The sequence below is a fragment of the Marinobacter sp. UBA2498 genome, from assembly GCF_002341575.1.
Taxonomy (GTDB): Bacteria; Pseudomonadota; Gammaproteobacteria; order Pseudomonadales; family Oleiphilaceae; genus Marinobacter; species Marinobacter manganoxydans.
Window position 1 is genome coordinate 3466 of record NZ_DDOI01000111.1, and the last position, 24119, is coordinate 27584.

Consider the following 24119-nt stretch of genomic DNA (forward strand, 5'->3'; position numbering starts at 1 on the left):
TTCCGCTTTCCTATTGCCGGGAACGAGAGAGTTAATCGCTCTCAACTTGGAGGCGGCAAAATGAGCTTTCTCATTCTACGACTAGACAATCAGCCTGCTTTTAGGGGCGAGAAGTTAGCGCCGGAGATGGCGCGAATACTCCGGGATATGGCCGAAAGCATGGATGGGGGCGAAATGCCGCCGCCTGAAGGCTGGCTCATTGACGACATTGACGGCAATGCGGTGGGGGTAACCTTCTACTACCCGGAGCCGCGTGACAGGATTCACGCCGTAAAGTAACCGCTTGGACCTAGGCGCAACAGTGAGCCCTGGCCTAATCGCCGGGGCTTTTTTGTCTGACAACCTTGTCGTTTGGTGTCGCGTTATGTTGGGCTGGTACGAGTTGCTATCGGGTTTTATCGGGCGGTCAGGGTTTGCAAAGAGCTGCAACTTGGTAATACCTCTCCATTCTTCTGAAAACCGCGCCAACGCTTATGACCTACTGCGAGATTATTAGACAAACTTGGGTTGCGGCTGGAGGTTTGGACGCCCCAACTCAGGCAGGGCGGCGCTGGCGGACAGGCATACAATAACCAGTGTCGGGAATTTTCATACACGGCGTGGCTTTCTTTATGAGTTTTCGGACCATTACGCGCGCGTTGGGGATGCGCACTTTGCTGCGCACAGCTCAGAATTCGATGGTTTGAAAATGACTAGTCTTTCTAACTTAGCCGGAATTAGATTGGCAGCCCGCAGTGTGTGCTAATTTCAGAGGGTATCAATAAGCTTTTGAGCCTGAATTGGTTCCGGCTAGTCGTTTGCGAGGAGTGAGAGGCTTTCTGATGAAAATTGCACTGTACGCAATAACCGCTTTTGTCGGCGCTTTGGTTGCACTGTGGTTGAGCGGATCCGTTCTTTATGAGGGGAGGCGGCTGGTCCTCATGGATGGCGTTTTTTTCGATGTTGGTTTGGTTGGTAGCATCTTGGTCCCCGCTCTGTATCTTCTCGCATACCTTTACACTGGTTGGCTATTTTTCCGAAACGTGTGCTTTCGGGCACCTTCTTTTCTTCTGGCAGTTTTGGCCAATGTGACCGCTTGCCTGTCAGGAGTCGTCATTGCCTACTTTTTTTACGATGTTTCAATATTGATGAGATGGGCTGCCGGGCTCGCCGTCATAGGGATGCTCGGCTCACAGGCTTGGTTTATATCGAGAATTTTCCCAGTCTCGGCGACCTCCGACTGATGCTTTTATGCTTATAGAAATGCTCGGTATCCCTGCCTTTTTATGGAGTGACAAAACTCGGTTGTCCCGCGTGGAGCGGGGCTCATCCGTGAGCGAATGGGGCGGGACGTTGCCGGGTTGCCGTATGGCTCCGGGCGGGGAAGTTCGGGTCGATCTATTCAAATGTCACAGTCTTAAGCTCTTGTTTGTAGGCCCTGGTTCTTTTTAACTGGTGAGGCGCTATATATGCCCGAAAATTTGCCGTTCACCGAGTGGCTGCTCGGGCCTCGCGGTCTGGCTCATTCGACAGGGACCCACGAGTAATGCGCCGAAACGAGTTGGTTTGAAGGCGAGTTTATGGATAGCCGTGATTCTGGTATCAAATGGGTGGTTGTAGGCTGCGTCATACTCTCGTTATGGTTTGGTGTTGTCAGGGACCAAGTTGGTGCTGGCAGCGCTGTGGTGATTACTTTGGTGCTGTTGATAGTCGGCTATTTCGCCAAGATGGAATAGAGCGCCTCCTTGCGCTGGACATTCCTTTTTTGGACTCCGAAAACCCCTTATTCCCGCTTCTCACCGGTCAGGAGAACAAAGGGGTTCATTGTCTCGCCCTCCAGAATCAGGCTGGCGCCTTCCACTGAGCGTTCTACTTGGCCGGCTGGGTAGTGGAACAGTATCCCGCCCATATCGTTTAAGGATTTCGCCAGCGCTGCGTCCGCTTCACCCTGGCTTGCCTGGTTCATTGCACTCACCGCCTCACTGAAGAATCTAGTGCCAGCCGGCCCGGAATAGCCGTAGAACCCCTGAATACCAGAGCTCAGTTCGCGTATCCCGAAGAAGCCGCCGAGCATGTAGGAAAGCTGCTCTCTGGCGAGAACTCCGGCCATTTCCTCTGGATCCTCCAAGTCATCCCCACCAAATCCACGGAGAGCGCCGGAAACGAAGTAGCCAAGCACTGCAGGCACTGTGTAGAGCAGCAGGAAGTCAGAGGCGAACCGGCCAGCGTCCGCCATGCTCTCGAACTTGTTCAGCCGGTACCGCTCCGCCATGAGGTTCCAGGTCGTCACGAAGTAGCTGATGAAATTCGTGAACAATTTTAGAGCTGGGTGGCCCCTTTGAATCTGAGCCAAATCCTTAATCTGTCCTCCGCCCTGGGCGTCTATAACAGCTTGGTCGGCCATGGATATAGCGTTTGCTTCCGTCGCGCCCTCGCTCTGTGCCTTTTCGTAGGCGCCCAGCCAGGTCGGAATATCAACGGTCATCTGCATGCGTGTGATGAACCAGAAATAGGAGTCTTCAACCCAAGAGAGCTTTCCGCGTCCTCGCATCTGGTTGCGTATGTCGTTTATCTCTCGGCTTTGTGTGAACACGCGATCCTTCATAAATGGAGATACCTCGAAGATCCAGGCTGCCGTGTTCTCCATCTTGGCAGCGTCTCCAATCCAGCGCTTCACGCCCCGGCCAATCCATTTGGGGCCTACCCGAACGATGGAGTTCGTGATACCCAGCGGCTGCATTGCGGCGGTTCCGATATTCCAGCCCATTGAGGCAATCGTGACCCCGTTTCTCAGATGCTTCAGGGCTTTCTCATGGGCGTGAATGGCGGGCACGTCACCGGCCGCGATATCGTCAACGGCGGCCTTCATGGTCCGGTAGACATTGTTTCCGTAGGCGCTGTAGATCGATTCCTGAACCGACTGTGACTGTAGAATCCGGTTAACGTCCAGCAGCGCTTCATGGTGGGTCAGGTCGTGGATGACCTCGTTGAAGTGCTCGAAGATAGTGCCGAAATCCAGGCGTACAGGCAGAACCACCCCTTCAACCCGGGCCTTGGTGAATCCTCGCTTCGTGGTGGCGGCTGTGAAGGCGCCCTGCATCGTCTTCTCGGCCATTTCCTTCACCCGGTCGGAGTAGGCCTTTTCGCTCTGGCGCTCGTCATAGGAAAGAGGGAAGTAGCCACCCGGGAAAGTGCCGTATGGCGTTTGGATCGGTTGAGCTGGCACCTTCTCAGGGGCAATACCCTTTACCCGTTTCTCTTTCGCCTCGATCTCTGGCCAAAGGCTGTTCACCAGATCCAGGACGCCTTGCACGAATTCCCAGTCTCGTTTTTCAAGTCGGTTGATGGCAGCCCGCATCTGTTCTTCCGTCCAGCCTTTGCGCTGCTGATAGCCGGCGACAAGCTTTTGCCAGTTATCCGCGGTTCCGGCATTGAGGGCCATCATCAGGAGGCCCTGCTTGCTCAAGCTATAGTCGAGTTCCGGAATGTACTCTTTGCGGTAGAAGCGGGAGAGCTCGCCCGGATTGTACTTTTTGAACAATCTGGCCAGCGCCTCGTTATAGATTCGTGTCCGTTCGGTCTCCAGGTCGCCTGCTTCATTCAATGGCTGCATCACCATCTGCCAGAGCGTCCCACCGTCTTTGCCGCCATCCATTTCGCGTATCAGGCTGGAGAGGCGCCGGTGAGATGCCAGGTAGTTGCCCACCATATACCGGGCTTCCTGGAAGGGGAGGCGGGTCTCTACATCGTCCTTGGCCTTTCGGTTGGCGTTTTCGGTGATGCCTTCCACCACCTGGCGGCGTGCCTCTTCCAGCTCACGTTTTTGACGATCCTTGAGCAACCGGCCTTTAAGGCTTGCCACGTGTGCGATGTTCCGGATGGAGTCGTAGACACCTTGCAACTCCTCCATGGTTAGTTCCCGATAGTTCACCCGTTGTGAGCGCTCCAAAACGTCCTCAGGGATATCTACCGGTAGGTCGTTTGCCTGCTGCTCTTCGGTCCATGCGCGCAACGATTGGCGCCGCTCTAGCTGTCGGACTGAAACGCGGCGGAATTCGTATTGGTCGATAATCGCGTCAATCTGTTCGAGGTAACCACCCCCAGCCTTTGCAATGCGTTGGCGTGTGGCCTTGCGGTTAAAGCCTTTGGCGTACTGGTAAACCTTCTCTGAGGTCTCCTGAGCCTGTCTGGCTTCTCGGTATAGATAGTGATTCAGCAGTTGGCGCTGCTTTGCTCGGTATGCTCCCTCGAAATCCTGCCGAACGGCGGCCTCAAAAGCCTCTCGGCCCGCTTTCGCCTCAGCACGGCGGTAGAGGTCGGGTCTGATGTCCTTAGCACGTGTGCCGGCGATAACGGAGGCGGCGGTCTCTTTCAGCATCCTGGCGGGCGTGAGAGGGCGTCCGGTTCGGTTGCCCAAACTGTGCAACTTCTTCAGTTCAGTAAGTAACAGCTCCGCCTGCTTCTCGTTATGGATGGCTTCAACTGTTTCCTGTGAAGCTTCACCGCTGAGACTGAGATCCGGATAGGCGGCTTTCATTGCGGCGTCCGCTCTGGCCTGTGCCTCGTCCGCAATCGGCTGGGTCTGGATAACGGCTCTCACAAGTTCATCACCTGAGCCAAAACCAAGCACCTCGGCCAAGATATCCGGGTGCACTCCGGTTTCTTTTCTGGTGTAGATGTAGGTGCCTTTCATCGCCTTCAGCTGCTTCCAAACGTCGCTGTCAGCCGGGTACATATCCGCCAGGGCCTGCCGGTTCAGTTTCATGGCCCGCAGAGGTTCAGGAAGGGAGCTACCGTCAGGCATGACGCCTTTTTGCAGAAGGGAGCGGGCAACGTATGCCATTTCCTCGTTCATGGCCTTCAGCGCTTTCTCTCGCTCTCGCTTGGCCTCCTGTTTCCACCAGCGCTGATTGACCTTGTCCAAATCGGCCATTTGCTGGCGGATCAACGTCTCTTCGGCGTCGTTCCGTGCCTGGGTCACCAGATCCCGGTAGCGGGCGCGCTCCTGTTCTGTCCAGTTCAACGCCTCTATGTCTGTCAGGCTGGCGGAATAGGCGGCCCCTTCCCGGGCTTGTTCGATGGCTTCATCGGTCGCCAGCATCCGATCCATTACCTGGCGCACTTCATCCGATAGCTGAACATTGAGCCGGTTGATTCGTTTATAGATCGAGAGCAGCCAGGCACGGAACCGGGAGAAGATGGATTGCAGCTCCGGTGTAGGGGTCTTGCCCTCCATCAGGTAAGCCTCGAAGCCGCGCGCGAATTGCTCGTGTTGCTCGGTTGCTATCGAATCGCGGCCTGGGACTTCCAGCCACTCAAGCAGGCTCTGGTATTGAGCTTTGACCCGCTCGCTGGCGTTGTCCCGGCTCGACAGGTCTCCCAATACCTCCAGGAAGAAATGCCCTGATTCATGGAGGAACGTGGACAGGTTGGCGTTTTCCATGAGCTCAATCTGAAAACGTTTGTCTTCCCGGTTAAATCGAATGCGGCCGCGATTCCCTGCACTGGTCTCGCCACCCCCTGAGCCCTGGGAAAGAACCGTCTCGGAGTCGATTGGGCCCCGGCTGTCCATGCGGCGCAGCGCGGCCTTGATAGAGTCATTGTCCATCTCGGCAACTGACAAGCCAAGGCGTTCCAGTTCGGCAGCGATGGCGGCCACGTCTTGCGAGCGTTCACCGGCGTTCAGCGGTTCTGATGTTTGGGCCTGTTGTTCAGGGGCGGTGTCCGTTTCAGCTGTCGCCTTCTCGCGTATCTCATTGAGTAAGGGGTCCAGCGAGTCCAGATTGTTGGCTGTCAGAGCCTCAGGTAGTTGTTGAGAAATGTTGAGATTGTAAGAGCGGAACAGCTCGTAAGGGTCCAGGCTTTCGCTTTCGGCCTGAGTCTCGAAAAATGCCCGGTAGAGCGTGGCGTTGCGCTCAGCGGTGCGGCGCTCCATGCCGGTTGCGGTCAGTGCCTGGGTAACTTCCTGAAAAACTTGGTCACCGGAGGCCAGCAGTTCATCCTTCTGCGCACTCAGTACATCGTCCAGCGCCGGCCGCGCTTCCTCGCTCATCCAGGCCTCAGCCTCTGCCGGGCTCATGCCGAGCGGTTGCGTTCTGGCGAGCTCAATAAAGTCTTCTGCCAGCTCCAGGGGCGCAATGATTGAGGCGAAGTCCTCCATGGATACCGCGATATCAGAGCCGGTGGCGAGTCCTTCGGTGTACTGACTGCCTACAGAGTCCATGCGTTTGGCGTATTCATCCGGATCCATGTCCCGGGATTGGAAGAGCTCACGGAAATCTTCGGCGCCAATGAACACTTCTTTCGCGGGCGCCTGTTCGTTCAGCTTGGCTATCAGTTCTTTCAAGGCTTGGGTGTCACGCTTCTGGAGCTTGGTCTGGTTCACCGCCTCTTTCACATTGGTGAGATACGCTCTGTCTCGCTTTGCCGTGCGGTAGTCCAGCGCTTTGCGGGTGAAGGTCTCAGCAATTCGACGGCCACCAAACACAGCGACTTCGGGCGTGGACGTGGCAGCGCCAGCAATCATTTCTATGGCGACTTCAGCCCCATCTACTTCACCATCCGCCAGCAGCTGGCCAAGGGCCTCACCACCGCCCTCAAAGGCTGACTGAACCGGAACCTGGGCCATGACGTTCAGCAATTCTCGTTGCGGCCCTGTTAGCGCTCTGGAGCCGATGGCGGCCGGTGCCAACAGCTTACCGGCTACTCCGAAGCTCAGCAGATCCATTGCGGCTACGCCTCCTGCCTTCAGAACTGCCTCGCCCCCAATTTCTTCCATCAGGTCGGAATCAGCGAAGGCCGCCAGCAGTACATCGGTGTCGGTGACGTCTACTCCGGCTTTCTGCAGTCGGCTGAGGATTTCCAGGCTGCGCTCTGTCTCGAATCCAATGGCAGCGGCACCAACGCCACCGGTAGCGGCGCCCATGGCGAGCATCGGCAAGGAGAGGGCAGTAGCCCGGGTTGCTTCCTGAAGGATGATTTCAGGATTGTTGAAGATTGCGCCGGTGACACCGGTGAAGCCCTCAGCTTCTGTCAGGCGCGGGTTTCTCGGCAGTCCCTGGCGCTCTGTCTCGGTCTCTACGGTCGCTTGTGCGGCCTCTGTGGCTGATTGCTGGCGGTATCCAAGAAGCTCTTGGCGCTTGTCCTCCGACTGTCTGAGGAAGTAATCGACATTGGAGTGAATGCCGAGCTCCCGGACCCGCTCGTCTGTTTGGGCCCACTCGCGGGCCTTTTCCCGGCCCTGAGTTTGGAGGATTTCCTCAGCTTGCTCGAGCACCGGAATCACCGGAGCATTGGCCGCGGCTTTCTGCGAGGTGAAGGCAGACCGAATGCTGAGAAGGGCATCGCGTACAGGAGTGACCAGATTTCGCTCCAGAGCGGTTTGTTCGTAGTAGTCACGGTTCTGGATGGCGTCATCAAGAGCCTTAATGTTGGCAAGGTCATCTCGGGACAGATCCAGGTTGTACTTTTCTGTGAGCCATTCCTGGCCAGGGTGAGAGAGTGCAGCCACCTGGGCGCCGGTCTCGCGCTGCCTGGCTCGAAATTCCACCTCCTGCTTGTGACCTTTGACGATTTCGGGGTTCAGTCCGGTGGCTCTGGAAAGGCCGATTACCTCAGCAATCTCATCAGGCGGGTTACCCATTGCGCGTTTCAGTGCGCGGTTTAGCAGCACGTTCCTTTGCTGTTCTACCTTCTTGATTGACGCCTCGTAAGGGTTGGGTGGCGCCAGCGGTTGGCGTCTCTCCGGTGTTGCTGACTTATCATTTCCTATCGTTTTCTGGTCGATCTGGTCTGCAATCTCGTTGTATGGATTCACCATGGAAGCCTCCCGGCCAGCTGCTTCAGGAAAAGCGGTTGTAGAATTGCTGCATGTCATCGTCACCAAGCGCGCTGTTGCCCCGGTTGGTGTTCAAGTCGTTCAGCGTCTCGTATGCGGCCTCTATGGATTTGCCTTGCCTGGCCAGCTCATCTGCAACGTCCTGTAGAACAAAACTCAGGTGAGGCATTCCGATTGGCGTTGTGCCCTGAACAACCTCATCAAGGCTGTGCACTTCTACTGCCGGCAGGCATTCCCGCTGGTTAACCGTCTCCAAGTGCCTCTTGATCTCAACTTCGGGAAAGCCTCGAGCACGCAGCACTTCAGCAACCCTCACGAGGGCAGGAATTCGCTTCTCGTTGTAAATCGGCCCTAGTGGATCCGGCATAGTCGGAAGGTGTTTCTTGGAGGTTACCCAGCCGGGTTCTTGCGGTTCTTCGCCCTGTTCGAACGTTTCCCCTCGTGGCGCTTTCCAGGGGTGGTAGAGGTAAACCTTGGTGTTGGGGAATTCTGAAGGGTGATCTACCCAGCCATCACCGGTGGGCTCTGTGCCTTCCTCGAAGTTTTTCCCAAGTGGGGGAGGGGCAAGCTCTGGGTGGAATTTTGTTACCCGCATTGGTGTTTCTCCTCTGCTTGAAGCTGACGCTGTTTTTCGAGGTGGTCCAGTTCGATGAGTTTGCCGGCTGCGGCGAGGTCGCCTTGGTCTGCAGCGCTGCGGAGCATTGCGTAATAGGTCTTGAGGGCTTTCTTGGAGGGCTTGGCGTTGGTGGCGCCTCTTGTGCGTGCCATAGCGATACCTCAAACAAAAAGGTTTAAGTCAGCTTACGTTTTACTGTGTCTTTGTCTGACAATCTTCGTAATGTACTTTTGTCCTACTGTCCTACAATTATAACAGTTTTGCATTGATATATGCGCGGATAAACAGTGTTTATTCTTCGAGCTATGAGGGAGGTTTTCGGACCAGTATGCGCGCGTGAAGTTGGGCAATGACGACCAGGGCGGGAAGGTGTGATTCTTCCAGGGCGCCCCGGCCTCAGTTCAGTTGAAAGAGCCTTGTTTACTTTTCTCCCCAAACAGCTGCACGCCTTTCTACATATCTGAATACGTCGGCAAGGGGGACAACTCTACATCCGGCGACCCTTTCAAGCTGAAAATCACCATTTACTATGGCCACCTCCACTTCTAGGTTTGTCATCAATGCATATTTCGGTATTTCATAGACTGCCAGGCATGGCGCCTGGCCTTTAAAGTACCAACCTGGCTGGTAGCGTTCGGTGAACTCGGGTTGCGTCGTCTCATCACTCATTGACTGTAGTCCTGTTCTCTAATGGGGCAGTGCAAAGGTCGATGTAAGCCTGTCTAAGTGACGCGCCCTGTTCGCAGTAACGTTTCAGTGGGGCGTGGCAATCAGCGCAGGCCATGAGATGGTCTATCAGGTCTTCGTGAGCAGGCTTCCAAACCTGCATCCTCTGAACGTGTCCAGATCGATTCTCTGGTGAACGCTTGAAGCTCGGATAATCCTCTGTCAGCGGTATACCGTCTGAGCGCATCAGCCTGAAGTAGGCGATTAGATGGCTTCGACTGATTAGCCCTTCTGCTATGTCCTCCATGTCATCTTCAGACAGAAGGGATCTCAGGATGTTGGGGCAGGCCCCGAGGGTTTGCGCGATCTCATGCAAAGGAGCCTCAAGTCTTCGTGGCTTACGGTTTCGCTCAGCTTCTCTAGGTTCCTTGGGGTAACTGAGGTAACTGAGGTTACCTGTCTGATTTTCCTCACGGTTTTCGGTTACCTTGGCCTCTTTGCACGGGGTAACCGGGGTAACCGGGCGCTCTGCAAACTTACGCAATAGCTCGGCATAACTCATGGTTCTGGATCCTCCAAGCGTAGCGCGTACAGAGCGACGACTTGCCCTGAAATTTTCTTACGCTTCGAGCGTTTGTTGCCGTCCCGCTCCACTATCCATCCTGCGGATTCGACGGCTTCCAGAATACGAGGCATATCATGGCCATTGCCGGCTTCTTTCAGGCCTGGCGCGTTGAAGTAATAAACCCGGCCATCCTGGGTGTCCTCCCAATACCCGGCCCTGTCTCTAACCGGCGGAGCGATCTCATTCGTTGGGTTACGTTCGGAGAATCGGCTGTCACCGTGCCTCGCGATGAAGTCACGTATTCCGCTCAAGATTTGTCGGTGTTCCGTGCTGCCTTGCCCTCTGAATGATCGCCATTCGTTGAACGCATCCATCGCAGCAGTAAGGGCCTCTCCTTCGGCCCATCCAGTGATTTGGTACTCAGTGGCCTTCTCTCCTGCCATGGCAATCAATGCAAACGTACTGCCAGCCCGTGATTCGACGCCGTCCGACCCAGTGAAGCCGGGAAGGTTGCACGTTTCCGCGTACAGCCCGGGCAAATCGCTCTCGTCTTGGATCAGGCGCGCCACAAACTCGGGGCCCGCCAAGCCGTAATCCTTGCTAGTGGCTTCCTTAAGGGCGTTCGAGAACTGGCTGCCACTCTCCAGGCCGTGCAGTTTGTCGAATGCGCCATGAACGCGATTCGTGCCTGGGAGATCCAGTAGACGGGCCTCCTGGCCAGCTTTCACTTTTTGTCCAGATTCATTCATGTGTGCAGAGAGACTTCGCTCACCGCTGGACAGGGCCATGATCCGCCAGCGTGCAGAAAGCCGGGCGCCACCGGTTCGCGCAGCTCTTTGCTTTCCGTGGCCATTCGCTAAGGCGTAGACGATTGAACCAATCTCTTTCGGATTGCTCTCACTGATTTCATCGAGGGGAAGGAGAGTGTCATTCCTTGCTGAAGCGGTAGCCTCGAGGCCATTGCCGGTTGCTCTCCAGGAGCAGACGAAATCAGGTGCTCCCCAAATACTGGCGGCGATTTGGAGTGCCGTTGTCTTTCCTTTGGATGAATCGCCCATCAGGTGGATACCGGCGCCACCGGTGTGCTGTTGGCGAGCCTTCAGAATCAGCGGGCCGGCGAAGGCAACGGAAATTGCCAACACCAAGACAGGGTTGCCTTCGCATCGCTTGGATACGTTGTTGCGCCATGACTCCAGGGTGCCGCGTTGAACATAGGCATCGTGGGCTGCATGCTCCGATTGAAAGCGTATTTCTGTTTGGCCGATAGTTGCCCCCGGAAGAACAAACGCATCGGTGTCAGGCCCCCAACCGGTTGTGGTCGCTGCAATGATCCACCGGTTTGGGTACTGGCTCATCATCCATTGCAGTAAGAGTCGCTGAGCTTGAAGGTTGTATCTAAGCCCATTGCTCAGCAGCTCGCCTCGCAATTCTTCGCCACTGCCTTTAAGCAGATGTAACGGGGCTGCCCATTCCTTCCACTTGCCGGATGGATCGCAGAACCGCAAAAGTAGCCCGTGATTGCTCCCATGCTCGTCTTGAGTAAGGGCAATTGAGTGGATTGGAGTGCTTACCCATGTGTCCAATGGTTCCGGTTCACTGTCACCGTGTGCCTTGCTCCAGCCGTGCCAGTACAGGCCTGGCTTTTGAAGCTCGCCGTTCAGCTTGAACCAATCATCATGGGTCGCAAAACACGGGCGGTTTATCTTCGCTTCCTCAGGAGCTTTAGGGGGTGTCGTGAGTGGGCTTTCCGGGTTGATAGTTACCCCGGTTACCTCAAGTTTTTCGTTGGGGTTACCGCTGGAAGCGTTGGGAGACAGGGGAGTTACCCCGGTTACCTCGGTTACCTCCGAAATCTGTAGTGCAGTGCTGGTTTCGCTCATGCTGCCCCCTTCCGCCAATTTGACAGGTCGTTGAAGTCGGAAAGGTTTAGAGGGGCTGCTGGCGGCCACTGCGGAAGCGCATATCGTGCACCAGCGGCCAAAGCCGCAGATCTGGCGGCGGTCGCTCCCGGATTGCCTGGTGTTGTCCGGTCATCATCTCCACATACGATCAGGTCGGCATCGGGCCAACGGTTCCGGGCTCCTGTTGCGACTGCCTGAAGGTTTCCGCAGTCCACTGCAGCTAACACCAACGCGGCAGGATCTGACTCTGCGAGGGTGCAGCCGGTGGCCCAGCCTTCGCATATCAAAACGCGGGCAGGGTAGTCCGGTCCATCCACGACGATGAAGTGACCGGCCTTCTTTCCGCCAGCCATCAAACGTTTCTCACCGGCTTCGTCTATGGTTTGCAGGCTCCAGGCCTTACCGTTGAAATCCGTCAGCAATAACACAAGCTCTCTGCCATGCTGGCGGGCTCTGTGCGGCTGTATCCCCTTTCGTAGAAGGTAGGGATGAAATTGGTCGGCTGTCGCGGAAGAGTGCCAGCGGCGGCCTGCTTCGATGGCTCTGGCTTCCCATTGGCGGGCCTGCTCTTCCTCTCTGGCTTCTCGCGCTCTATCCATTCGGCGCTTCAGCTCTCGCTGTTCAGCTCGCGTCATGGAGTTTAAGTGACCGGCTATCCACTTCATTTCTGCCCCGGTTGCCCAGTCTCCGGCAATCACCACAAACGGAAGGCTTCGATCATGGTAGGCAATCAACCATCCGTTTTTGCTTCGAGGCTTTGTGACTGTTCCAAATCGCACAGGTTTGCCCTCCGCCTCAGCCAGTCGTGAGAGGAGGGCGTCAGGATTCGCGGGTTCTATACCCGCTTCAAGCAGAGCTGTGCGTATTGAATCTAGGAGGGATGCGTATCCTCCAGCAGCTTCGTCGTGCTTACGATTTACTGTGTTTTGATCCGATTGTCCGATGCTATACTTGAACCGGGTCTGGCGCTTGGCTTCTTCGGGAGCGGGCGCTCTTTTCATTTCTGGCCCTCCCTCATAGTGACGTAACCAAGCAGCGCTTCCATCGAAACAACTTTGCAGCCAGATACCTTCTCGACCTTCAGCTCATCTCGGCCTACGGCATCTGTTACTTCTGATGCGGTCAGATTCAAAGTGCGGGGCACTTCGGACAGAGCCATGTACTGGCGGCCTGCTTTCCAGAAAAAGCCTGGCTTAACGGGGGGTTGAACTCTCATAAGTCACCTCTACCGGATGTCAGATTGTGTGAGCCCATACCCAGTGAAGGGCATTAGGCTAAATCAGAGCTTTGGTCTGGCTTATGCGGCGCGGTCGCGCTCGGCAATGCGGGCCTGAATCCACTGATGGACCTCTGATTCAATCCAGCCAACGGCAGAGCCATTGCGAGAGAGTTTGATTGATTGCGGGAACTCGCCGGCACTCTGCAGAGCGTAGAGCTTGCTACGGCTGAGTCCTGTGCGGCGGAGCGTTTCGGAAAGTCTCAGGATTGAGTAATCGGATGTGGACATAACTACCTCACGGATCTGGTATCAGTTATGCCGTATCGGGAAGGGATGCAAAACGTAACAGGCTGGCGAGGTAGCAGAATTGTGCTATATAAGCCTTGCTGTTATCGTTAAAGGGCTATTAGGGGTCTCAATCTTAATAGCGCCCATCCGTTCTACGGCTCTGGGTTCGGGCGGGGCGGAGGTATTTGGCGTACTTCCGTTTCCCGCTTTCTCTATCTGTCCGAACAGTTCCAAGGTTATTTCAGACCGTTTAAGTGGACAATCACCACTTCCTGTACGTCTCCTGCCAGTCCCTCTGGCTACATCTGAACCCTGTAACGTCCGAACAGTTCCAAGGCTACCATGATATTTCTGGTATGACCGGGATGTGACATGAAGAGTGTCATCATCGCCTAGTGAGTCCTTTCGCTTGCCTCGGAACTCCATAACGTCCGAACGCTTCCCAAGGTATAAAGTCCTGAATAAGTCCGCAAGTAACGCTTCATCAAATTGCTGGCGATCCACCACTCGGCCCTTGTGCGGTGCAGATTCAATAACATCAATACACACCTATACACATCAGAATCATCATTTTGCGATTGCCGAAAGCAATCGGTAATCGTTCTTTTATTTAAAAATAAAATGACTTTATTGCGAGCTCTTATATCTGAGAGGGACCACTTTTCCCCCTTTCTTCAGACTGTCGAGGTAATCAGCCCATTGCTGCATCATGGCTGTTCTTTCCTCCATCCGGGCAGATCGGTTGTACGCGGCGGCTACCTGATTCCGCTGGCGGTGTGCCAGTTGGAGCTCGATAACTTCCGGGGGCCAGCCCATCTCATGCAGGAGCGTTGACGCGGTTGCTCTGAATCCGTGCCCTACCATCATTTCGCTGTCATAGCCCATGCTTCTCAGGGCGGTATTGATGGTGTTCTCTGACAGGGGGCGGCCTGGCTTGATCGACTCGAAAACAAACGGCCTTTTCCCGGTCAGTTGCTTGAGCGGTTTCAGGATCTCGATAGCCTGGCGGGGGAGGGGGATTTTGTGGTCTGGCACTTGGCCGGCCCTTTTCGCCTTCAGCGTCCCTTTCATCCGGTCGCCGGGAACAATCCATATACCGGCCTTGAGATCGATCTCATGCCAAACAGCCTTTCTCAGCTCCCCAGGGCGCAAGAACAGCATAGGGGCCAGCTGCAGGGCGGCGCACGTTGCCGGCTGTCCTGAATAAGCCTCAATGGCTCTGAGCAGGCCTCCAAGTTCGTCAGGCTTCGTGATGGCGGCTCTGTTCTGTGCGGGTACCGCTTTCAGGAGTCCCCGCAAATCGGCGGCAGGGTCTCGGCTGGCTCTGCCTTCGGATATAGCGAAGCGGTATATCTGGCTGATTCTCTGGCGCATCCGGTGCGCGGTTTCGTGCTTGCCCTTGGTTTCGATCTTGCGCAATACCTGCAGAACCAGAGGCGGCTCAATCTCAGTTATTGGCATAGTGCCAAGGTGCGGATAGATCCAATTGGTCAGGCGGTTGCGGGTAACGTCTATGGTGCTGTCCTGCAGCTGGCCTTTCTGGAGCTTGAGCCAGTCCTCGGCAACGGCCTTGAAGGTATTGGAAGCGGCTGAAAGGTTCTTGGCGCCCTCTGAGCGGCGATGCGTAACGGGGTCTTTCTTCTGTGCCAGGAGCTTGCGGGCTTTGTCCCGACCTTCCCGGGCTTCCTTGAGCGTAACCTCTGGATAGCTTCCCAGGCTGAAAACCTTTTCCTTTCCGCCAAACCGATAGCGAAACCACCAGACTTTTGATTCAGGTTTGACTACCAAGGTCAGGCCGCCACCGTCCGCCAGCTTTCGCCGTTTCTGGCCTTCCGGCTTTGCTGCCTTGACCATTTTATCCGTGAGTTTGTTTGTCTCTCTGGCCATACGCACCACCTGTGCTGATTTGCGGGTACTGGCTGGCCAAACATTGGCCAGTACCCTCAAGAGTACCCGTAAAGTGTGGGTACTTCCATACTTGTCCCATTGTGTCCGAAGTGTGCTAGTATTGTTTGTGAAGTCTTGCAGCGCGGGGCTTTCAGGGGAGTTTGTGGATGCGGCTGGATGCTGTCTTGGTACCCCCGGCAGGACTCGAACCTGCTACCTTCCCCTTAGGAGGGGGACGCTCTATCCAGATGAGCTACGGGGGCATTATCGCGAGAAGGGCGGTATGATAGCGGGCTAAGACCTGAGGCTCAAGGTTCGGTCCGGTTTCAGAGAATGTCACGGAGTGTGTTTTGCCAGATCCTTTCTCGCTAAGCGTGATTGTTCCCGTGTGGATGGAAGCGGCAGGTGTAACCGACACCCTGCGCGCCCTGCAACCGATCCGTAACCGGGGGCATGAGGTGGTTGTCGTTGATGGTGGCAGTACCGATCGAACCGTTGAGCTGGCCCGGCCACTTTGCGACAGGGTGGTTGTGTCAGAGAAGGGCCGGGCGCTTCAGATGAACGCCGGCGCGGCAGTTGCAAAGGGCGATCTACAGTTGTTTCTGCACGCAGATACGCGCCTGCCGGAAGAAGCTCTGGAGCATCTCGCAAGTTTCGTCCATTCCCGTCGCGCCTGGGGGCGGTTCGATGTGCGGCTGAGTGGTGAGCGGCTGCTTTTCCGGGTTATTGCCTGGTTCATGAACCAGCGCTCGCGCCTGTCAGGCATCTGCACCGGTGATCAGGCAATTTTCGTACGGCGGGACGTTTTCGACGCCCTGGATGGTTTTCACCCGATGCCGCTCATGGAAGATGTCGAATTCTCACGCCGTCTTTGCCTGGTGTCCCATCCTTTCTGTATAAAAGAGCCAGTCGTTACCGATAGCCGCCGTTGGCAGAAATACGGTGCCTGGCGAACGATTTTTCTGATGTGGCAGCTGCGCTGGCGGTATTGGCGTGGTGAATCGCCGGAGTCCCTGGCCCAAATTTACCGATCGGATGTGCGCAATGCCTCAAAGTAATCCGCCTGCGGCGGTTTTTCTCCAGTTTGCCAAATGGCCGGAAGCCGGACGGGTTAAAACCCGGTTGATGCCCGAGTTGGGTGCGGTCGGGGCTCTCGAAGCCCATGTTCGGCTCACGCTGGCTGTGCTGGATAACCTGTGTGCGACCGGCTATCCGGTGGAATTCTGGTGGGATAGACCGGTGGATGACCGGCCCGGCGAGGCGGCCTCTATCATTGAAGAGCTTGATGCCGCCGGCCTGATGCAAGGCGTTCAGGAGGGGAGCACACTGGGCCAACGGATGTATCGAGCGTTGAGTCTGTCTCTTCAGGATTATGACCGGGCATTGGTGGTGGGCAGTGATTGCCCCTCGGTCGATCCGGATTACGCCCGTAACGCCGTCGCGCTCCTGAAAGACTACGACGTTGTGCTTGGGCCCTCAGACGATGGCGGCTATGTCCTGATTGGAGCCTCCCGAGTGGCTGAGGGAATGTTGGATGACATTGCCTGGGGCACGCCGGAGGTTCTGACCCAGACCTGTGAGCGCCTTAAAGCATCGGGGCTCAGCTATTGTTTGCTGGAGCCCCGCTGGGATGTCGACGAGCCCGAAGACTGGGCGCGCTTTCTGCGCACTCTTTGAGTACTCTAGCTGGCGGGCACCGGCGGCAGCTCGGTGAGCCTGCCAAGCGCCCGGTTTGCCTCCAGGCCATTCCCACCTGTAACCACTTCTAATGCCTGCTTGCGCTCCAGGACGGCCTTTTTGAAGGTTTCCAGCAATTGTGGTTTTCCGACCTGCTTGATCGCGTTGGCCAACTGCTGGCGGGAATCAAACGTGTCCATGCCCCGATCAATCTCACGCCAGTAGCGGCTGGAAATCTCGCCGAGTTGCCGGTCCCGCTCGAGTAGCTTGCTGATAACGGCCTGTTTCTCCCGATCAAGGCGTTCCGCTGTCAAAGCGGAGAGGGTTTCCTCAAAGCTGTTGGAGAATTCCTGAACCGCCTGGTCAATCTCTGCCGGGGAAGCGGAAGGTGACTGCACAACAAACCCCAGGGCCGGTGTTTCAAGCATTTCAAAAGGCGTTGCGTAAACGATGTAGCCCATCTGGCGGGTGGTTCGGATCTCTTCGTAGAACGGGCTGCTGATAATCTGGGCCAGCAGCCGGAATCGGGCCCGTTCCTCAAAGCTGGTGTTGTCTCCCTGCATGTAGAGGGTATAGCCCGTGTCCGGATGGTCCACGTCGATGGAGACGAGGGTTTCATTATCTGGCAGCTGGCGCACCTGGCTTCGTGCTACCCGGACCAGCTCGCTGTTGCCCAGAACAATGGCGTCAATTTGCCGCGCGAGGTTAAGAGTCGAGGCCTCGGTAAGGTTTCCGTGCGCCATCATAACCGGGTCAACCTGTGACAGCAGGGCTTCAGAGAAGGACTGCAGTTCCTCGAAGCTAACTTCCCGGGCGGCTCTCAGCTTGGCGTCGGTGGGCCAGGCGCCTTCGATGAGGGACGTCTGGATAAACTCAGAGGTCTGTTCGACGGGGCGATCCTTGGCCTTGTTCTGCAGGCCGTCAATCAGCTGCTGCCGGGCGATCTCGAAACGTTGTTCGGTCAGTTCCGGTGCAGCCACCTGGAGCAGAATCCGGTTCATCAGGGTATGGAGTTTGTCGTTGTAACCGCCGACCCGGACCGTGATACCCCTGAGATGCGGATAGACGCTGTAATCCAGGCCCGCAAGACTGGCGGAGTAAGCCCAGGCGTTCAGATTGGCATTGATAGCGTCCACCAGCAGCTGAGTGAGCACGTAGCTGCGTGCCGACGCTCGGGTGGCAGGCGTACGAAGGCCCACAAACACGTTGGCTTTCGGGGTATCAAACCGGGTATCCCGGGCAAACCAGACATCCATTCCCTCGATGGTTGCCAGTTGTGTCGGCTGCGCCATGGTTTTTCCGGGCACCATCGCAAGATCTTCCGGCACAAATGGATTCTCCGGTGGCAGGCGCAGCTGGGCAGCGAGTTCTGGCAGGCTCTGGGTCCTCAGTGTTGCCGGGTCGAGTGGTTCCCGGGCCCACGCCGCTTCGTACCAGTCGGTTCGGTTCGGATTTTCAAGTTCAGGCTCCGGTGCCAGAACGAAAGCAAGGAGGTTGTCCGGCGTCAGCCTGTCCAGAATGTCGCGGTACTGTTCCGGCGCGAAGCGCTCAACCAGCCAGGGCGCCCGCAAAACGTCTTCGGCGGGATAGTCCTGGAGGTAACGAGAAAGGCGCATGGCTTCGTGCAGGGGGTTACCCTGTTCGCGGAATCGAAAATCGATGCGAGCCAGGTTCTGCATTTCCAGGAAACGCCGCTCGCTGATGCCTTTCTGTCGAATCTTCTCGATGTAATCGAATACCAGCGGCAGGATGTCCTCATGGCGAGCCAGTCCTTCCGGTGTCAGGGAAATGCTGATTTCGAGGGTGGCGTTCTCGCCGGTATCCATGCCCAGGCCTGCGGAGAGGCTTTCCGCCAGACCGGCCCGTTTCAGAACATCGAACAGGCTGCCCGGGCCCTCGTGGCCGAGCAGGTTGGCCACGTAGCTGGCGGGTTTGGTGCGGTAGTTCGCTTCCTGGGACGGAATAGGGAACGTGAGCGACAGGCTTCGAACGTCCTTCAGTGCTTCTGCTGTGACCTTGGCTGGCAGCTCATCTGAGCGGTACAGGCTGGCGACGTGACGCTTGGTCTCAAGGTTGCGGTTTTCAATGGCATCGAACCGCCCTCGCACCATGGATTCCAGCTCGTCCAGGGTTTGGGGCCCGTAAACCGCCAGGCTCATGATGTTCGAGGAGTAATGCTGCTTCCAGAACTCGATCAGGTCCGGCCGAAGGGGATTTGCTTCCGTATTCTCAAGGGTGCTCAGGTTTCCGACGGCAAAGTGACTGAAGGCGTGATCCGGATTGCTAACGGCCTTCTTGACGGAATAGAAGCGTCGACCATCGTCTTTCTGTTTGGCGCTGAACTCCGAGTGCACAGCGTTGCGCTCACGATCCACCAGTTCTGCGGTAAATAAGGGCGCGGAAAATTGCTGGGCGAACCGATCCAGTGCCGGTTCCAGAAATTCGGCCTGAACATCGAAGAAGTAGTTCGTGTCCTGGAACGCGGTGAAGGCGTTGTGCTGGCCACCGTGGCTCTTAATGAACTGCTGGTACTCGCCAGGATCGGGGTATTTCTCGGTCCCAAGGAACAGCATGTGCTCGAGGAAGTGGGAGAGGCCTTCGCGCTCCGCCGGATCATCTCCGCTACCAACAGCAACGTTCATTGAGGCCGCTGCTTTGTCTGCATCCTCATCAGACACCAGAATGACCTTCAGGCCGTTGTCCAGTTCGATAAACCGGTATTGGTTGTCGTCATTGGGGCTCTTCTCCGGAATCTGCGCTGCAAGAGCAAGGGTGCTGAACAGCAAAAGTATGAGCAGGGAAAACAGGCGTGAGATCGGGTTCTGCATGGAGTTCTTCCTGACGGTACGTGTGTTCATAGGCCCTCTGGGATCCGGAGAAGACGTTTGCGAATCAGTGCATCAGCGCGTTGCGGGTGCTTTCAGGCTGCTGGTCAAGTGTTTTACGTGCCAGGTCGGCGGCTTTCTCACTGTCCAGCTGGCCCGAGGCAATACGCTCGAGAACCGTGGCCATGATGGCGACGGACTGGCGATAATCTGCGAACTCGGCCTGGAAGGCCTTGTCGATGGCCTCGTAGACCGCCTGAATTTTCTCTTCCCGTGAACCAGCGTTATCGGCTGTGTCGTTGATGGCCTTCAGGCAGGCCCGGGCAATCGAAATGCAGCGTTCCGCGTTGGGATTGTCTTTCTGCATAGTAGGGGTTCCGGAGGTCGGTGTTCCTGTGAAAACAAGAGATGCCAAAAGGCGCGATAAGTTCCCGATTATGTCATTGCTGGCGGGCGCTTTCATTGCATTGTGGTAATCCGGAAATTGAGCATGCACGGGGCAATTCCTGTGCTAGTCTCAAAAACATTGTGTCGACGAACCGGACAGGCATGTCCCGCTTGTCGGGTCAGAAATTTAGAGTAATAGCTCTATACAAAACAAAGGCTTACAGAGTAAAAGCTCTAAAAAAGTTCGATACATGAAGGTTGCAATTAAGTACAATGCCGGCGTTTCCGGAAAACTCTAAGACTTTAGTCGTATGGGTGCCGGCATGGATAGACAACAACAGAGCAACAGGCAGGGTGGAAGATTGATGAATTATTTCCTGACGGGTGGCACCGGATTTATTGGCCGTTTCCTGGTGGAGAAGCTTCTGGCACGTGGTGGCACTGTCCACGTACTGGTGCGTGAACAATCCCAGGACAAGCTGGACAAATTGCGTGAGCGCTGGGGCGCGGATGAAACCCAGGTGAAGGCCGTCATAGGCGACCTGACCAGCAAGAATTTGGGCATCGACGCCAAGACGATGAAAGCCCTGAAAGGGAAAATCGACCACTTCTTTCACCTCGCCGCCGTGTACGATATGGGCGCAGATGAAGAAGCCCAGCAGGCGACCAATATCGAGGGCACCCGCGCTGCGGTGAATGCTGCGGAAGCGATGGGCGCCAAGCACTTCCATCACGTTTCTTCCATTGCGGCTGCCGGTCTGTTCAAGGGAATCTTCCGCGAAGACATGTTCGAGGAAGCCGAGAAGCTGGATCATCCGTATCTGCGGACCAAGCACGAATCTGAAAAGGTCGTTCGTGAGGAATGCAAGGTTCCCTTCCGCATCTACCGCCCGGGCATGGTGATTGGGCATACCGCTACCGGTGAAATGGACAAGGTGGATGGCCCCTACTATTTCTTCAAAATGATTCAGAAAATCCGCCACGCGCTGCCCCAGTGGGTTCCGACCATTGGTGTCGAGGGTGGGCGTCTGAACATTGTGCCGGTGGATTTCGTGGTTAACGCCATGGATCACATTGCTCACCTCGAGGGTGAAGACGGCAAGTGCTTCCACCTGGTGGATACCGATCCGTACAAGGTTGGCGAAATTCTCAACATTTTCAGCGAGGCTGGTCACGCACCCCGGATGGGGATGCGGATCGATTCCCGCATGTTCGGCTTTATTCCGCCATTCATTCGCCAGAGCTTGAAGAACCTGCCACCGGTGAAGCGTCTGACGTCGGCCATTCTTGATGACATGGGCATTCCGCCATCCGTGATGTCGTTCATCAATTACCCGACCCGTTTTGACGCCCGCGAAACCGAGCGCGTTCTGAAAGGCACCGGCATTGAAGTGCCCCGCCTGCCGGACTACGCGCCGGTGATCTGGGATTACTGGGAGCGCAATCTGGATCCGGACCTGTTCAAGGACCGCACGCTCAAGGGCACGGTTGAAGGTCGCGTCTGTGTGGTGACCGGTGCTACGTCCGGTATTGGTCTTGCAACTGCCCAGAAACTGGCAGACGCCGGCGCGATCCTCGTGATCGGTGCCCGCAAACTCGAGCGCCTGAAGGAAGTGGCCGCAGAGCTGGAGTCCCGGGGCGCAAGCGTACACGCCTATCCCTGCGATTTTTCCGACATGGATGCCTGCGACGAGTTCGTGAAGACCGTGTTGGATAACCATGGCCAGGTCGACGTGCTGGTTAACAACGCCGGGCGCTCGATTCGCCGTTCACTGGATCTGTCGTTCGACCGCTTCCACGATTTCGAGCGCACCATGCAACTGAACTACTTTGGTTCCGTTCGTCTGATCATGGGCTTTGCGCCCAAGATGCTTGAGAATCGCCGCGGTCACGTGGTCAACATCTCGTCCATCGGTGTGTTGACCAACGCTCCCAGGTTCTCGGCTTACGTGGCTTCCAAATCCGCGCTGGATGCCTTCAGCCGCTGCGCCGCTTCGGAATGGTCGGATCGCAATGTCACGTTCACCACCATTAACATGCCGCTGGTGAAAACGCCGATGATTGCGCCAACCAAGATCTACGATTCTGTCCCCACGCTAACGCCGGACGAGGCTGCGACCATGGTTGCTGATGCCATCGTCTACCGGCCGAAGCGAATCGCTACCCGTTTGGGTATCTTTGCCCAGGTGCTTCATGCCCTGGCGCCCAAGATGGCCGAGATCGTCATGAACACCGGTTACCGGATGTTCCCGGATTCACCGGCCGCCGCTGGTAGCCGTTCCGGGGAGAAGCCGAAGGTGTCCAGCGAGCAGGTGGCTTTCGCCGCCATCATGCGGGGCATCTACTGGTAACGCAGTTGCCCCGAATCGAGTGGGAGGGGGAGTTATTTCCCCCCCCCCCCATATTAATGGGTTAAAAGAGATTCGCCTCTTTTATAAAGTGTTCTGGGCTAAAGAAAACCAGCCGATAGCCGATGGTTAACATAAGAACAATATAAAAGAAGGGCTATTGATGACTCTCAAGAAACGTCTTTTGCTGACTTTGCTGCTGGTTGGCCTGCTTCCCGTCATTGCCATCTCATTTTTTAACGCCGAAATTGCCCGACAGAGCCTGACGGAACAGGCGTTGCAACGACTCTCTATTGCGGCTACCAATAAGCAGCATAGTGTTGAAGATTATCTCAGCACTATTGCCCGGCAGCTGAAAGCCATGGCCAATAATCGCGGGACCCGAACGGCGGCCCAGGGGTTTGGTTTGGCATTCCAGAATTATGAAAAACTGGTACAAGAGGAGCAGTCGACCTTACGAGAAAACGTCGAGGCTTATTATCAGCAGAATTTTTTGCCACCCTTGCAGCAAAATGGTGGTGCTAACGGACGTTCAGCCTCGGACTTCGTTGCATCCCTCAGCAAAAACAGCCTGGCTCTGCAGATGGGTTACATCGTGGACAACCCGAATCCTGTGGGGCAGAAAGACGAATTGGTATCGGCTGACGTCCATATCGCGCAGTTTTATAACACGCTTCACAAACAGTGGCACACCTCGTTCAAGGAGTTTCAGGAGGCGTTCGGCTACTACGATATTTATCTGATTGATGCCGATACAGGCCATGTTATCTATTCCGTAGCCAAAGAGGTGGATTTTGCTACCTCCCTGAAAGACGGTCCTTACGCGGATTCTGGCCTGGCGGCAGCTTATCGTCAGGCGATGTCTGACGGACAGGATACTGCTCCGACTTTTGTTGATTTTACTCGGTATGTACCGTCCTACGGTGCGCCCGCCGGATTTGTGGCAACCCCCATATATTCCGAAAAAGATGAGCGGCTGGCCGTGCTGGCCTTCCAGTTCCCCATCGACAGCCTGAACAACATCATGATGGAACGAGATGGCATGGGCGAAACCGGGGATGCCTATCTGGTGGGGCCGGATAACCTGATGCGGTCAGACTCCTACCTGGATCCGGAAAACCGCAGTGTTGTCGCTTCCTTTGCCGACCCGGAGAATGGACGCATTAGTTCGACATCGGTGGATGAGGCCCTGGCCGGAAATTCCGGTGAAGGCGTGGTTACGTCCTACCGTGGCGAGCCAGTGTTTTCCGCCCACAGGCCAGTTACCGTAGGCGGGCTGAACTGGGCGCTGGTGGCGGAGATTAGCGAAGACGAGGCCTTGGCGCCGGTGCGTGAAATGTGGACGCTGGCGGCGATAGCCATTGCTATTGTGCTCCTGGCTGTGGCGGCCGTGGCGGTCTGGACCGCAGTGCGGATCATGAAACCCCTCGGCAAAGACCCGTCCGAATTGCAGGCACTGGCGGAACAGGTAGCTGCAGGTAACCTGGTCATTGATTCGTCCGACAGTGACAATGCCACGGGCGTATACGGCTCCATGCTCAAGATGGTGTCAGACCTGAAAGAAGTGATCTTCAAGGTTGAAGAAGCGTCCCAGCGCCAGGCCAGTGCATCTGAACAGTTGTCCGGTACCACCTCGCAGACCCTGGACAGTGTGAATCAGCAGGCAGAGCAGACTGAGCAGGTGGCGTCGGCCATTGAAGAAATGTCCTCTGCCATCAGCGAGGTGTCCCAGAATACCTCGGAATCGGCAGCCGCCGCCCGGCGCACTGATGAGGCGGTCAGCCGCAGCGCCACCGAGGTGGAATCCTCCGCTGAGGACACCCGTGCTATGGCCAGGAAACTGGAGGAAGCAGAAGCCGGCATAGAGGACTTGCGAAAGAATATGGAATCCATCACCAGGGTTCTGGATTCGATAAAGTCCATC

16 protein-coding genes and 1 tRNA gene are annotated in these 24119 nt (G+C 56.1%); 6 read left to right on the forward strand and 11 right to left on the reverse strand.

What is annotated here, in order from left to right:
- The first annotated feature begins 60 nt into the window (after positions 1-60).
- On the forward strand, positions 61-279 hold the full coding sequence (locus B2W52_RS15485) for a hypothetical protein (protein WP_273070247.1): 219 nt from the start codon (positions 61-63) through the stop codon (positions 277-279).
- Positions 280-821: 542 nt separating this feature from the next.
- On the forward strand, positions 822-1223 hold the full coding sequence (locus tag B2W52_RS15490) for a hypothetical protein (RefSeq protein ID WP_273070246.1): 402 nt from the start codon (positions 822-824) through the stop codon (positions 1221-1223).
- Positions 1224-1762: 539 nt separating this feature from the next.
- Here B2W52_RS15490 and B2W52_RS15495 read toward each other — a convergent pair.
- The 9 genes from B2W52_RS15495 to B2W52_RS15535 form a co-directional block, all read right to left on the reverse strand.
- The gene (locus B2W52_RS15495) at positions 1763-7798 is read right to left on the reverse strand and encodes a hypothetical protein (protein ID WP_273070242.1); all 6036 of its coding nucleotides are present in this window, start codon (positions 7796-7798) and stop codon (positions 1763-1765) included.
- 22 nt (positions 7799-7820) lie between these two features.
- Complete coding sequence (locus tag B2W52_RS15500; RefSeq protein WP_273070240.1) at positions 7821-8411, reverse strand: hypothetical protein; 591 nt, start codon at positions 8409-8411, stop codon at positions 7821-7823.
- Entirely contained in the window at positions 8402-8584 is a 183-nt protein-coding gene (locus B2W52_RS15505) for a hypothetical protein (RefSeq protein WP_273018535.1), read from the reverse strand. Before B2W52_RS15505 ends, B2W52_RS15500 begins: the two co-directional genes overlap by 10 nt.
- 268 nt (positions 8585-8852) lie before the next feature.
- Positions 8853-9101 (reverse strand): hypothetical protein, encoded by a 249-nt coding sequence (locus tag B2W52_RS15510; RefSeq protein ID WP_273018534.1) that lies wholly within the window; start codon positions 9099-9101, stop codon positions 8853-8855.
- A 555-nt stretch (positions 9102-9656) separates the two neighbouring features.
- On the reverse strand, positions 9657-11543 hold the full coding sequence (locus B2W52_RS15515) for a DUF927 domain-containing protein (RefSeq protein WP_273070238.1): 1887 nt from the start codon (positions 11541-11543) through the stop codon (positions 9657-9659).
- Positions 11540-12565 (reverse strand): toprim domain-containing protein, encoded by a 1026-nt coding sequence (locus tag B2W52_RS15520; protein ID WP_273018532.1) that lies wholly within the window; start codon positions 12563-12565, stop codon positions 11540-11542. The genes B2W52_RS15515 and B2W52_RS15520 overlap by 4 nt, the downstream gene beginning before the upstream one ends.
- A 296-nt stretch (positions 12566-12861) precedes the next feature.
- A complete protein-coding gene (locus B2W52_RS15525; protein ID WP_273018531.1) occupies positions 12862-13071 on the reverse strand; it encodes a helix-turn-helix transcriptional regulator in 210 nt (69 codons plus the stop codon).
- 627 nt (positions 13072-13698) lie between these two features.
- On the reverse strand, positions 13699-14958 hold the full coding sequence (locus B2W52_RS15530; protein ID WP_273018530.1) for a tyrosine-type recombinase/integrase: 1260 nt from the start codon (positions 14956-14958) through the stop codon (positions 13699-13701).
- Positions 14959-15144: 186 nt separating this feature from the next.
- Positions 15145-15221 (reverse strand) — tRNA-Arg (locus B2W52_RS15535).
- Positions 15222-15308: 87 nt separating this feature from the next.
- Between B2W52_RS15535 and B2W52_RS15540 the strand changes: the two genes are divergently transcribed.
- Positions 15309-16016: a TIGR04283 family arsenosugar biosynthesis glycosyltransferase gene (locus B2W52_RS15540; RefSeq protein WP_008171420.1), complete on the forward strand. Its 708-nt coding sequence runs from the start codon at positions 15309-15311 to the stop codon at positions 16014-16016.
- Positions 16003-16635, forward strand: a complete 633-nt coding sequence (locus B2W52_RS15545; RefSeq protein ID WP_008171422.1) for a TIGR04282 family arsenosugar biosynthesis glycosyltransferase — start codon at positions 16003-16005, stop codon at positions 16633-16635. Before B2W52_RS15540 ends, B2W52_RS15545 begins: the two co-directional genes overlap by 14 nt.
- A 5-nt stretch (positions 16636-16640) precedes the next feature.
- Here the strand turns inward: B2W52_RS15545 and B2W52_RS15550 are convergent, their stop codons facing one another.
- Both B2W52_RS15550 and B2W52_RS15555 read right to left on the reverse strand, forming a co-directional pair.
- The gene (locus tag B2W52_RS15550) at positions 16641-19463 is read right to left on the reverse strand and encodes an insulinase family protein (protein ID WP_008171425.1); all 2823 of its coding nucleotides are present in this window, start codon (positions 19461-19463) and stop codon (positions 16641-16643) included.
- A 64-nt stretch (positions 19464-19527) separates the two neighbouring features.
- Entirely contained in the window at positions 19528-19827 is a 300-nt protein-coding gene (locus tag B2W52_RS15555) for a hypothetical protein (RefSeq protein ID WP_273018528.1), read from the reverse strand.
- A 385-nt stretch (positions 19828-20212) separates the two neighbouring features.
- Between B2W52_RS15555 and B2W52_RS15560 the strand changes: the two genes are divergently transcribed.
- Positions 20213-22198: an SDR family oxidoreductase gene (locus B2W52_RS15560; protein WP_008171430.1), complete on the forward strand. Its 1986-nt coding sequence runs from the start codon at positions 20213-20215 to the stop codon at positions 22196-22198.
- A 160-nt stretch (positions 22199-22358) separates the two neighbouring features.
- Positions 22359-24119: methyl-accepting chemotaxis protein (locus B2W52_RS15565; RefSeq protein ID WP_286803698.1), on the forward strand; the 1761-nt coding region annotated here is incomplete at its 3' end.

Bases quoted from the DNA above. Each gene is read 5' to 3' on its own strand.
- B2W52_RS15485 (WP_273070247.1), top strand. From the start codon at position 61: ATGAGCTTTCTCATTCTACGACTAGACAATCAGCCTGCTTTTAGGGGC.
- B2W52_RS15490 (WP_273070246.1), top strand. From the start codon at position 822: ATGAAAATTGCACTGTACGCAATAACCGCTTTTGTCGGCGCTTTGGTT.
- B2W52_RS15495 (WP_273070242.1), bottom strand. From the start codon at position 7,798: ATGGTGAATCCATACAACGAGATTGCAGACCAGATCGACCAGAAAACG.
- B2W52_RS15500 (WP_273070240.1), bottom strand. From the start codon at position 8,411: ATGCGGGTAACAAAATTCCACCCAGAGCTTGCCCCTCCCCCACTTGGG.
- B2W52_RS15505 (WP_273018535.1), bottom strand. From the start codon at position 8,584: ATGGCACGCACAAGAGGCGCCACCAACGCCAAGCCCTCCAAGAAAGCC.
- B2W52_RS15510 (WP_273018534.1), bottom strand. From the start codon at position 9,101: ATGAGTGATGAGACGACGCAACCCGAGTTCACCGAACGCTACCAGCCA.
- B2W52_RS15515 (WP_273070238.1), bottom strand. From the start codon at position 11,543: ATGAGCGAAACCAGCACTGCACTACAGATTTCGGAGGTAACCGAGGTA.
- B2W52_RS15520 (WP_273018532.1), bottom strand. From the start codon at position 12,565: ATGAAAAGAGCGCCCGCTCCCGAAGAAGCCAAGCGCCAGACCCGGTTC.
- B2W52_RS15525 (WP_273018531.1), bottom strand. From the start codon at position 13,071: ATGTCCACATCCGATTACTCAATCCTGAGACTTTCCGAAACGCTCCGC.
- B2W52_RS15530 (WP_273018530.1), bottom strand. From the start codon at position 14,958: ATGGCCAGAGAGACAAACAAACTCACGGATAAAATGGTCAAGGCAGCA.
- B2W52_RS15545 (WP_008171422.1), top strand. From the start codon at position 16,003: ATGCCTCAAAGTAATCCGCCTGCGGCGGTTTTTCTCCAGTTTGCCAAA.
- B2W52_RS15550 (WP_008171425.1), bottom strand. From the start codon at position 19,463: ATGCAGAACCCGATCTCACGCCTGTTTTCCCTGCTCATACTTTTGCTG.
- B2W52_RS15555 (WP_273018528.1), bottom strand. From the start codon at position 19,827: ATGCAGAAAGACAATCCCAACGCGGAACGCTGCATTTCGATTGCCCGG.
- B2W52_RS15560 (WP_008171430.1), top strand. From the start codon at position 20,213: ATGAATTATTTCCTGACGGGTGGCACCGGATTTATTGGCCGTTTCCTG.